The sequence below is a fragment of the Blautia sp. NSJ-140 genome, from assembly GCF_022868965.1.
Classification (GTDB): Bacteria; Bacillota; Clostridia; order Lachnospirales; family Lachnospiraceae; genus Blautia_A.
Map to the genome: position 1 here is coordinate 22,387 of NZ_JALIFS010000015.1, position 12,219 is coordinate 34,605.

Here is a 12,219-nt window from a genome sequence, read left to right on the forward strand (position 1 = left end):
GGAGAAGGGCGATATGAAGATAATCGCAAGGATCAGAAGTGATTTTCCGACAAAATTCGGAATCCCACGTCAGAGCGGCCGAGTGGAAGAACTGGCAGCCTGTATTGTTTTTGAACCGGAATACCGGGTGCGTGAAGCGGTAAAGGGACTGGAAGATTTTTCGCATATCTGGCTGCTGTGGGAGTTTTCACAGTCGATCCGTGAAAACTGGTCCCCTACGGTACGTCCGCCACGTCTGGGCGGAAATGAAAGGATGGGTGTATTTGCCACCAGATCGCCCTTCCGCCCCAATCCTGTAGGCTTATCCTGTGTGAAGCTTGAAAAGATAGACATGGAAAGTAAAGAAGCTCCTGTACTGATCGTATCCGGTGCGGACCTGATGGACGGAACCCCCATCTATGATATCAAGCCATATCTGCCTGTGGCAGACTGTCATCCGGAAGCACTGGGCGGCTTTGCGACGAAGGTGGAGCAGCATTTTCTACAGGTGGAAATCCCGGAAGAATGGAAGGCAAGGATCCCGGAAGACAAGCTTTCTGCATTGGAAGGTGTGCTCAGAGAAGATCCGAGGCCTGCCTACCAGAAAGATCCGGAGAGGATATACGGAATGCCTTTTGCAGGGATGGATGTTCGTTTTCAGGTAAAAAACGGCATACTTACAGTATGTGAGATCACAGAATATAAAAAATCAGACAAAATTTAAAAATACCTTTGACAAACTTTTTAAGTGATGATATTATAATAAATGAGTTAGCAAACGCTAACTCATTATTTTAAAAATGAAGTTAGTTTAAAATAACATTGAAACAGTCATATAAAAGTTCAGAGATCAAAGGAGAGTGAATTATGAGCGTTGTAATTGTAGGTGGTAATGAAAGAATGGTATGTCAGTATGAGGATATCTGTAAAGGCTTCGGATGCAAGGCGAAAGTCTTTGCCAAGGAAAAAGGAGCCATGAAGAAAAAGATCGGGGTGCCGGATCTGATGATCCTGTTCACAAGTACTGTTTCCCACAAAATGGTAAACTGCGCAGTAGAAGAAGCAAAGAAAAAATCCATTCCGGTATGCCGCTGTCATACAAGCAGCGCTGCAGCTCTTGAGAACATTCTGAAGCAGTACTGTGCATAAGAAACCGGTCAGGAGATACTTTTCTCTTGTATAATTTGACTTTTTTTGCAGAAATGTTACAGAAAGGCTTGCAAAACTACAAATTATTCAATAAAATAGCCGTAGGTTTCTGTGGTAAAGCGTTGCAGTGAATGGTGAAAATGCAGCGCTGGAAGTCGAAATTACAGGTGAGAGGTGTTATCATGAAAAAAGTTGTAAAATTCGGTGGAAGTTCTCTTGCAAATGCGGAGCAGTTCCAGAAAGTGGGCGATATCATCCGCAGTGATGAGAGCCGCCGTTATGTAGTTCCGTCAGCTCCGGGAAAGAGATTTGACGATGATATCAAAGTGACTGATATGCTTTATGGATGTTATGACGCAGCATCTAAAGGGGAGGATATCACTGAGAAGATTAATGCGATCAAGGCGCGATATTATGAGATCATCAAGGGCCTCGGACTGAGCCTTTCTCTTGAGGAGGAGTTCAAGAAAATCGATGAAGATTTCCGTGCACAGGCAGGAATCCAGTATGCGGCATCCAGAGGAGAGTTCCTCAATGGTAAGATCATGGCTGCATACCTTGGATATGATTTTGTGGATGCAGCTTCTGTGATCCGTTTTGATAAAGCTGGTAATCTGGAAGCGGAGGAGACCAATAAACTCCTTTCCAAAAAACTCAGCAAATCCCAGCATGCGGTTATTCCGGGATTTTACGGCGCATGTGCAGATGGCACGGTAAAGACATTTTCCAGAGGTGGTTCTGATGTGACCGGATCTCTGGTTGCAAAAGCTATTCATGCAGATATTTATGAGAACTGGACGGACGTTTCCGGTTTTCTTGTAACAGATCCACGCATCGTTCACAATCCGGAGCCTATCGAGGCAATCACATACAGAGAACTTCGTGAGCTTTCCTACATGGGAGCTACTGTTCTTCATGAGGATGCCATTTTTCCGGTTCGTAAAGAGGGAATTCCGATCAATATCCGTAACACAAACAGCCCGGAGGATAAAGGTACTCTGATCGTAGAGAGCACCTGTAAGAAGCCGAAATTTACTATTACCGGTATCGCCGGAAAGAAAGGCTTCTGCTCTATTAATATCGAGAAATCCATGATGAACAGTGAGATTGGGTTCGGACGCAAGGTACTTCAGGTATTTGAAGATCAGGGGATCAGCTTTGAGCATGTACCATCCGGAATCGATACCATGACTGTATATGTTCATCAGGACGAATTTGAGGAGAAAGAGCAGCAGGTTATCGCAGGTATCCACCGTCTGGTACAGCCTGATTTTGTGGAGATGGAATCTGACCTTGCACTGATCGCAGTTGTTGGTCGTGGAATGAAATCCCAGAGAGGCACTGCAGGAAGGATCTTCTCTGCTCTTGCCCATGCAAATGTAAATGTAAAAATGATCGACCAGGGTTCCAGTGAGCTGAATATCATCATCGGTGTAGAGAACCGTGATTTCGAAAAAGCAGTCAGAGCAATCTACGATATTTTTGTTCTGACACGAATATAAACAAAATCCGGAAACGGATTTTGTTTATGAGGAAGTAGCGAAGCGGATTCCGAATATCCGATCGATTAAATCCGGAAACGGATTTTGTTTATATCCGATTGATTAAATCCGTCGCAGGACAGTATATTACACGTCCGGCGGCGGATTTTTTTGGACTAAAAATAATACAATCAAATTCAACAGGATTTCCAAAGGAAAGACAAAGATATTGTACATTGTGTCGAAAAATGCTTGATATGAAATAAACAGTATTGACAAAAACTTAACTTTTGTGTAAAACTGACATATAAAAAAATCAGAAAGGCAGGCAGTCAGCCATGGAGAAACAGATCAAACTGGATGAAAAAAGTGCACAGGAGTTTGTCAGTGCAGCCAGCAAATGTAAATTTGATATTGATGTATTTTATAACCGTATTATCATTGACGCAAAGTCGATCCTCGGACTTTTGAGTCTGGATCTGACAAAGACTCTGACAGTAAAGTGTTACGGAGAAGATGAGGATTTTAACCGTGTTCTTTCCAAGTATGCAGTAGGTTGAGAAATATGAATAAGGAAAAACGGTGATAAAAGGGCGCAGTTCATGAGAAGAAAAGCAGAACATGCGTCCTTTTTATTATGGGGAGCTTTCGGATCATATTTTATGGTATAATCCTGGTATAGCATGGAAAAAGAATAGTTGCCGGGCTGGAATTCCGGCAGCTGCCGGGAGTGAAAATATGGAAAAACCAAGAGTACGGATTTCTGTCAGAAATCTTGTGGAATTTATACTGAGGAGCGGAGATCTGGATAACAGCAGTGGGACATCCGGAGATAAGGAAGCCATGTTAAAAGGCGGAAGGCTTCACCGCAAGATACAGCGGAGTATGAAGGGCGATTATCAGGCAGAGGTTTCTCTGAAAAAAGAAAGTGAATACGGCGATGTGGTCATTCAGGTTGAGGGCCGTGCAGACGGGATCTTTACAGAGGACGGAGCCGTTTATATTGACGAGATCAAGGGAACTTACGGAAATGTCCAGGCAATGGACATACCAGTAGCGGTTCACCGTGCCCAGGCTATGTGTTACGGACTGATCTGGGGAGAAAAAGAGGGGATTTCAGAAATCCACATTCAGATGACCTACGCTCATCTTGAGACGGAAGAAACCAGGAGATTTCGTGAGGATTTTTCCATAGAGGAACTTAAAGGCTGGTATCAGAAGCTTCTGGATGCCTATCACAAATGGATCGCATATTCCCTTAACTGGAAAAAAGAGAGGAATGCATCCATGAAGGATCTGCAGTTTCCGTTTCCATACAGAGAAGGGCAGCGGGATATAGTTAGTGGTGTGTACCATACGGTTTCCAGCGGGAAGACCTTATTTGTTCAGGCACCTACCGGCGTGGGAAAAACCATGTCTGCCATTTTTCCTTCGGTGCGCGCTATCGGTGAGGGAAAAGGGGAAACACTTTTTTATCTTACCGCAAAAACCATCACAGGAACTGTGGCGCAGGAGGCATTCCATATCCTGCGGGAAAAAGGTCTGAAATTTAAGGTGACGGCGATCACGGCAAAGGAAAAACTGTGTTTTCAGGATACTCCGGAATGTACACCGGAGAAATGTCCTTATGCAAAGGGACATTTTGACCGGGTAAATGATGCGGTTTATGAGCTCTGGACCACAGAAGAGGTATATTCCAGAGAAGTGATCCGTGCTCATGCAGAAAAATGGCATGTGTGCCCTTTTGAAATGTGTCTGGATCTTTCAATCTGGGTAGACGGGATCATCTGTGATTATAATTACGTGTTTGATCCCAATGTTCATCTGAAACGTTTTTTCGGGGAAAATATTTCCGGGGATCATATTTTTCTGATCGATGAGGCACATAATCTGGTAGAACGTGGCAGAGAGATGTACAGTGCCGGTATTTCCCGCCGGAGTCTGGTCGCCCTTCGAAAGAAGATAAAAAAGCGTTTTTCAAAACTGGCCAGAACACTGGACAAAGCAAATCGCCAGATGATGGAACTGGAAGAGAACCTTGCGGAAACGGGAAAAGGGTATCAGGTGCTGCCCAATCCCGGAGTACTGCCGATCACATTTCTTACAATATCAGGTGAACTGGAAGAAATCCTGGAGGAAAAAGAGCTGGAAGAAGAACTGCGCAGGGAAATCCTGGAATTTTATTTTATAGTGCGTGATTTTTTAAATGTTTCAGAACTGGTAGATGAAAATTATGTGGTGTATACCGAAAACCACGTGGAAGAAGGATTTCGCCTGAGATTGTTCTGTGTGAACCCGGCAGAAAATCTGGGAGAATACCTGAAAAAAGGGAGAAGTGCTATTTTCTTTTCAGCTACAATGTTTCCAATGCTCTATTACCGGGAGCTTTTGACAACAGATCGTGATGCATATGGGATTTATGTGCAGTCTCCTTTCCCAAAAGAAAACCGCAGGATTCTTATCGGCAGCGATGTAAGCAGCCGGTATACCCGGAGAAATCGTGCAGAATACCGGAAGATCGCCGGATATATTGCCAGGTGTGTCTGGCAGAGGCCGGGAAATTATATGGTGTTTTTTCCGTCGTATCGTCTTATGGAAGACGTACTGCAGGTTTATGAGGAAGAATTTTCCGTAGACTGGGTGCGCTGCGTGTGTCAGACACCGGATATGACAGAAAAGGAACGGGAAGGATTTTTGGAGGAATTTCAGGAACGGGAAGGTACCCTGGTAGGGTTCTGTGTCCTTGGAGGGATTTTTTCCGAGGGTGTTGATCTGACAGGGGAAAGTCTGATCGGGGCAGTGATCGTAGGAACCGGACTTCCCCAGATCGGCAGTCAGCGTGAGATCCTGAAAGAGTATTACGATAAAAAGAATCACTGTGGTTTTGATTATGCATATCGCTATCCGGGTATGAACAAGGTGCTTCAGGCCGCCGGGCGCGTGATCCGCACAAAAGAGGATAAAGGCGTGATATTGCTTCTGGATGACCGCTTCTGGGACCGGGATTACCAGGAAATCTTTCCCCGGGAATGGCAGGACCGTACAGGCTGCAGGCTGGATACGGTAGAAGGCGCAGTGGAGACATTCTGGAAGAGGTTTACTTGACAGAACGGAGAAATCCGATATACTTATAGAGTCTTTATCTGGAAAATCACCGGAGGAATGCGTGGATGCCGGATCAGGACAGGAAACTGTAAAACAGGATCATAAGAAAAGTGAAAGAAGTATATGAGACGAAAAAAAATATATAAAGTATTGGCATTTTGTCTGAGCACAGTGATGCTCGCACAGCCGGTTTTTGCGACAACAGTGCAGCAGACGGCACAGGGAAGCCTTGGTTCTGTTACGGAGGAGTCCCAGATACTTCCAATTCCCGGTGAAAGCGGGAAATATATTCTGAAAAGCAATGGCTTTTACTGCCTGAATGAAGATGGAACCAAAGAAAATACTCCGGCAGTGTATTATTTTGATCATTTTGAGATCGACGGAACGGTTTTTGATGGATATTATTATCACGACGAAAGCGGTAAGTTTACAGCGGGAAACTCGCATATGGTCCAGATCACCGATCTGAAGGCGCCGGCAAAAGACGGCAGCGGTGCGGAAGTTTCTTTTGACGGCTGTTATATGGTAAACAATCTGGGAAAACTCAGCGCCTCTCCACAGGTACGTTATATGGATAATCTGGTGGTGGACAAAACAACGTACAACGGGCTGTATTATTTTGATGAATATGGAAAAATGGTTACGGATCCGGGTATCCATTATCTGGAAATGAATGTTGCAGGACAGATGTTTGACGGATATTATTATTTTGGCGGAGAAAACGGCGTTCTGCTCCAGGAAGAGGGAGAGACTCCGGAGGGATTTTCCGTTGATGCATCCGGAAAAGTCGAGACTAAAGATCTGGGAATGGATGGCCTTGAGAAACGGCTTGCGGATCTTCTTGGAACCTATGAGGGTACATGGAGCGTTTATGTAAAGGATCTGACCAGTGGTCAGGAGTTTGAACAGAACAGCCAGTCGCTGTACTCAGCCAGTCTGATCAAAGTGTTTGTCATGGCCCAGACCTATGCCAACATGGATACAGTCCTTCAGAGCGAAGCGGCAAAAATGAAAAAAGATGTTACAGATCCGTCCGTATCCACAAAGGTCAATGATCTTCTCTGGAATATGATCACAGTCAGTGACAATGAATCCTTTAATGAGCTGGTACGTCTGCAGACAGCATCGGGTGTTTTTAAGGACGGAGCGCAGGCTGTAAATGGATTTCTTGCGGAACAGAAATTTGCAGATACTTCCGTTCAGCACATCTTAAGCCCGTCCTCTTCAAAGGATGTCGGCCTCGGCGGCAGGAACACCACTTCCGTAAAAGACTGCGCAGAGCTTCTTTTCCGGATCTATAAAGGAGAATGTGTATCGAAAGAAGCTTCGGAGGCTATGCGTAATCTGCTTCTGAACCAGCAGGTTACTACTAAGATCCCCAGCGGGATATCTGCGTCCGTGGAAATTGCAAATAAGACTGGAGAAACGGATACGGACCAGCATGATATCGCCATTGTATATGGAAAAAAGACTACATATATCCTCTGTGTGATGTCAGAAGACTGTAAACCTGGGGACGCAGTTTCGCATATCCGGGATATTTCCGGTATTGTTTATAATTATCTGAATATGGACCTTGACCAGGGGTGATCTGTGAGTTAGAATAAAAAACAGCTGAGTAAGATCCTGATGGATATTTCCGACAGAGAAGTATCCGAAATGTTCATGAAAGGAGAATTCTATTATGAAGACAGTACATACAGACAAAGCACCTGCAGCAATCGGACCATACTCCCAGGCTATCATCCATGGAGATACGCTTTACACATCCGGTCAGATCCCGGTGGATCCGGCAACTGGAGAGGTAGTTGGAACAACCATCGAGGAGCAGGCTGACCGTGTTATGAAGAATCTCGGAGCAGTTCTGGAAGCTGCCGGTTCCAGCTATGAGAATGCAGTCAAGACAGTATGCTTCCTTGCAGATATGAACGATTTTGCGGCATTTAATGAAGTATATGCCAAATATTTCGTAAACAAACCTGCACGTTCCTGTGTTGCAGTCAAGACACTGCCAAAGAATGTTCTCTGTGAGGTAGAAGTGATCGCAGCAATCTGATGATTTGATAAAAAATCCCTGTTGTCTGATTTCAGTCAGACAGCGGGGATTTTTTTCGTGGGGATAAAGTATTTTCTCTGTTCTGGAGCGCACTCCTTTTTTGTTTTCAGGCGTTGAAACGGTAATATTTTTCTTGTGTACAGTAGAGCGCTATAGTATAATAAGACCAGTTTTTTGGTATACGTGTAAAAGCTATAATAAGGATGATCGGCAAACCAGATGAAAATCTGGGACGCAAAGCTACAGGGCCTGTAAAATGGCAGCCAGTTGCATGAAATGACGTGCACTGTCTGTGAGACGGTGCTTTTTTATGGTGTTATTCGGTTATGAACAAGCAGCGAAGCGGATTGCGAATATCCGCTGTGATCGAAAGTCATTCTTATGGACATTATGATGCCGGTAATGAATGGTTATGAAGTTGCAAAGACAATACCGATCATTGCAATGACAGCAAATGCATTCACGGAGGACAGAATAAGAGCAAAAAAAGCAGGGATGGATGAACATATTGTTAAGCCTGTTGATCTGGGATTACTGATAAAAGTAATTCATAAATTGGTGGAATGTAATTGATGTAGCAATGATAAATAAGCAGTGAAACATAATAGGAGGACAAAATTATGACAATACAGGAATGCTATGAAGCTATCGGAGGAAATTATGAAGATGTTTTAGGACGCCTTCGAAGCGAAGCACTGATTCGGAAATTTACATTAAAGTTCCTTGAGGATCAGAGTTACCCGCAGTTAAAACTGGCATTGAAGAATAGAAATTATGAAGATGCTTTCCGCAGTGCACACACATTGAAAGGGGTTTGTCAGAATCTTTCTTTTGACCGTCTGTATGAGGTTAGTAATGAGTTAACAGAACTTTTGAGAGATAGAACCGGAGCGCAGCCGGGGATATCGGAGGCAATGGAAAAAGTAACAGAAGTATATGAAATGATGATTGAAGAAATAAAGAAGGGACTGTCGAATTAAGTGATGCGACACGACTTTCTGTTTTTGACCGGGTGTCCGGAATATCATAAAACCCACATGGATAAAGGAAATAAAAAATATGGATAAAAGACAAAAGATCCTGATCGTAGACGATTCAGAATTTAACAGGGATATGTTGAAGGAGATTCTCAGAGAAACTTATAATTACCTGGAAGCTGAAAATGGAAATCAGGCAATTCAGATTATGGGAGAAAATCCGGGAATCGATCTGATGCTTTTAGATATCAATATGCTACAGATGAATGGTTTTGAAGTTCTGAAATGGATGAACCAAAGTCGGTGTATAGATGAAACTCCGGTAATCATGATATCTTCTGAAGATGCTGTTGATACGATGCGTAAGGCATATGAGCTGGGAATCACGGATTATATCACACGACCGTTTGATTCTGTGATTGTAAAGAAAAGAGTTCAGAATACCCTTGGACTCTATATGAAGCAAAAGCATCTGATCAATGTGGTTTATGATCAGGTTTACGAAAAAGAAGAAAATAATAATATTATGATCCGGATTCTGAGTAATGTATTGGGATCACGTAACAGTGAGAGCAGAGAACACATCCTGCATATTAAAACAGCAACGGAAATGATGCTGAGACAACTGGTAAAAATAACAGATGCTTATCCTATGACAGAGGCAGATATTTCTTTGATCACAACAGCATCTTCTCTTCATGATATTGGTAAGATCCGTATTTCGGAAGAAATTCTGAACAAACCCGGCAGACTTACCGATGAAGAATTCAAGATTATGAAAACTCATAGTGAGCTTGGTGCAGATATGATCCGGGATATGCATTTCCCAAAAGACAATTCATTGGTACGTGCTTCATGGGAAATCTGCAGATGGCATCATGAAAGATGGGATGGAAAAGGCTATCCGGATGGCCTGAAAGGAGAAGAAATACCAATCTCCGCACAGGTGGTGTCGATTGTCGATGTTTATGACGCACTTACAAGTGAAAGATGTTATAAGAAAGCATTTGATCATGACACAGCGATTCAAATGATCCTGGATGGGCAATGTGGACAATTTAACCCCATCCTCCTTATGTGTCTGAAAGAACTGAGTCTTCAGCTTTCAAAAATGATTGATAAAGAGATGGATGATACTAGCTATTACCATGAAGTACAGAGACTTTCAAATGAGATACTCAGCGACAGATCTTTACCGAATCATAATTATTCACAGAATGTTGTCAGGGTCATGAAGGAAAAACTCGATTTCTTCAAATCGAACAGTGGCATGAATTCAATTGAGTACAATACAATTTCAGGTCAGCTGACTATATTAAACGGAAAGCAGCAGATATTATGTCAGAGAAATAATCCGAATTTCAATCTGTTCAAAGAATTCGGAGTAAATGAAGAAGATGTTCATCATATTCAGGCTTTATTACATCAGACATCTGTACAAAATAAAGAAATCTCTGTGCAGATAAAAGCAACGGTGGAGAATGTCCGCCAAATGTATAAACTGAAGTTGCATACATTGTGGTCGCCTTTAAAGAAGGATGGATACATCGGGGTCGTTGGATATTTTAATATTGTAAAATAGAAAAATGCAAAGGAGGCTCAGAAGGAGGATCCCAATGAAAAAGAAAAAATGGAACAAAGTTTTGCCGGTGTTCCTGGTGATGGTGGCAGTTATATCACTTTTGTCAGGCTGTGGCGGGAAGAGCGCGGAAAAAGAAGATGCAGATACGATCACGGTGTATTTGTGGAGCACAAACCTGTATGAAAAATATGCACCATACATCCAGGAACAGCTCCCGGATATCAATGTTGAATTTGTAGTAGGGAATAATGATCTGGATTTCTACAAGTTCCTTAAGGAAAATGATGGATTGCCGGATATTATAACCTGCTGTCGTTTTTCACTGCATGATGCAAATCCTCTGAAAGACAGTTTGATGGATCTTTCCACAACAAATGCGGCAGGGGCTGTCTATGATACATACCTCAGCAATTTTATGAATGAGGATGGAAGCGTAAACTGGCTTCCCGTGTGTGCGGATGCACATGGTTTTGTAGTGAACAAAGACCTTTTTGAAAAATATGATATCCCTCTTCCGACAGATTACGAAAGCTTTGTCTCTGCCTGCCAGGAATTTGACAAAGTGGGGATTTGCGGGTTTACGGCAGATTATTATTATGATTATACCTGTATGGAGATGTTGCAGGGGCTGTCTGCATCAGAGTTGTCTTCTGTGGCCGGACGTAAGTGGCGTACTACCTACAGTGGCCCGGATAATACAGAGAGAGAAGGTCTGGACAGTTCCGTCTGGCCGGGGGCTTTTGAACGTATGAAACAGTTCATCCAGGATACAGGGCTTAGCCAGGATGATCTGAACATGACTTATGATGATATAGTTGAGATGTATCAAAGTAACAGACTTGCCATGTACTTTGGCAGCTCTGCCAGTGTAAAAATGTTTCAGGATCAGGGTATTAACACAACGTTTCTTCCATTCTTTCAGGAAAACGGTGAAAAGTGGATTATGACTACACCATATTTCCAGGTGGCTTTAAACCGCAATCTGACACAGGATGAGACACGTCGAAAGAAAGCAATGAAGGTACTGAACACAATGCTTTCGGAGGATGCGCAGAACCGGATCATTAGTGATGGACAGGATCTGTTAAGCTACAGTCAGGATGTGGATATCCATCTTACGGAATATATGAAAGATGTGAAACCTGTGATAGAGGAAAACCACATGTATATCCGTATTGCGTCAAATGACTTTTTCTCTGTTTCCAAGGATGTGGTTTCTAAGATGATCTCAGGAGAATATGATGCAGAGCAGGCTTATCAGTCATTTAATTCCCAGCTTCTTGAAAAAAAATCCACTTCTGAGAATATTGTGCTGGATTCAAAGAAAACTTATTCCAATCGCTTCCATACCGGTGGAGGCAATGAAGCCTATTCTGTTATGGCTAACACCCTGCGCGGCATCTATGGGACGGATGTACTGATCGCAACCGGAAACAGCTTTACCGGAAATGTGCTGAAAGCCGGTTATACAGAAAAAATGGCAGGTGATATGATCATGCCAAATGGTCTGGCAGCTTACAGCAGCAAGATGAGCGGTGCTGAACTGAAAGAGATAGTTAAAAACTTTGTAGAAGGCTATGAGGGAGGCTTTAATCCGTTTAACCGTGGCTCTCTGCCGGTGGTCAGTGGTATTTCTGTGGAAATCAAGGAAACAGAAGATGGTTACTCATTGAGCAAAGTTACAACGGGCGGAAAACAAATTCAGGATGAGGATACTTTCACGGTAACCTGTCTTGCGACACCAAAATACATGGAGGCTTATCCGGCAGATGAGAATATTGTGTTTGATGGAGGAGATACCACTGTGAAAGATACCTGGACAGGATATGTTTCAGATCGTGATGCCATTCTTGCAGAACCTGAAGATTATATGACTCTGAGGTGAGAAGA

At 43.2% G+C, this 12,219-nt stretch carries 10 protein-coding genes, 1 pseudogene and 1 riboswitch; all 11 genes and pseudogenes read left to right on the plus strand.

The features are described from left to right. The first annotated feature begins 13 nt into the window (after positions 1–13). The 11 genes and pseudogenes from tsaA (at position 14) to MUB50_RS15095 (ending at position 12,214) form a co-directional block, all read left to right on the plus strand. Positions 14–703, plus strand: coding sequence for a tRNA (N6-threonylcarbamoyladenosine(37)-N6)-methyltransferase TrmO (tsaA, locus tag MUB50_RS15045; protein WP_118626357.1), 690 nt, complete (start codon positions 14–16; stop codon positions 701–703). Positions 704–846: 143 nt separating this feature from the next. Further along, a complete protein-coding gene (locus tag MUB50_RS15050; protein ID WP_015525835.1) occupies positions 847–1,128 on the plus strand; it encodes a DUF2325 domain-containing protein in 282 nt (93 codons plus the stop codon). 182 nt (positions 1,129–1,310) lie between these two features. After that, entirely contained in the window at positions 1,311–2,630 is a 1,320-nt protein-coding gene (locus MUB50_RS15055; protein WP_118513599.1) for an aspartate kinase, read from the plus strand. Between the two features lie 317 nt (positions 2,631–2,947). Further along, on the plus strand, positions 2,948–3,169 hold the full coding sequence (locus MUB50_RS15060) for an HPr family phosphocarrier protein (RefSeq protein ID WP_118513597.1): 222 nt from the start codon (positions 2,948–2,950) through the stop codon (positions 3,167–3,169). A 178-nt stretch (positions 3,170–3,347) separates the two neighbouring features. Continuing rightward, positions 3,348–5,714, plus strand: coding sequence for an ATP-dependent DNA helicase (locus tag MUB50_RS15065; protein ID WP_244791535.1), 2,367 nt, complete (start codon positions 3,348–3,350; stop codon positions 5,712–5,714). Between the two features lie 123 nt (positions 5,715–5,837). Next, the gene (locus tag MUB50_RS15070) at positions 5,838–7,304 is read left to right on the plus strand and encodes a serine hydrolase (protein ID WP_227752331.1); all 1,467 of its coding nucleotides are present in this window, start codon (positions 5,838–5,840) and stop codon (positions 7,302–7,304) included. 94 nt (positions 7,305–7,398) lie between these two features. Then, entirely contained in the window at positions 7,399–7,770 is a 372-nt protein-coding gene (locus MUB50_RS15075; protein WP_180214274.1) for a RidA family protein, read from the plus strand. A gap of 199 nt (positions 7,771–7,969) precedes the next feature. After that, a riboswitch (cyclic di-GMP riboswitch) is annotated at positions 7,970–8,045 on the plus strand. Between the two features lie 97 nt (positions 8,046–8,142). After that, positions 8,143–8,343: pseudogene (locus MUB50_RS15080) on the plus strand (response regulator); the annotation flags it as partial. Between the two features lie 47 nt (positions 8,344–8,390). Next, positions 8,391–8,750 (plus strand): Hpt domain-containing protein, encoded by a 360-nt coding sequence (locus tag MUB50_RS15085; protein WP_118626363.1) that lies wholly within the window; start codon positions 8,391–8,393, stop codon positions 8,748–8,750. 79 nt (positions 8,751–8,829) lie between these two features. Next, entirely contained in the window at positions 8,830–10,329 is a 1,500-nt protein-coding gene (locus MUB50_RS15090; protein ID WP_244791537.1) for a response regulator, read from the plus strand. 34 nt (positions 10,330–10,363) lie between these two features. Next, the gene (locus MUB50_RS15095) at positions 10,364–12,214 is read left to right on the plus strand and encodes an ABC transporter substrate-binding protein (RefSeq protein ID WP_138276313.1); all 1,851 of its coding nucleotides are present in this window, start codon (positions 10,364–10,366) and stop codon (positions 12,212–12,214) included. Positions 12,215–12,219 lie beyond the last annotated feature (5 nt).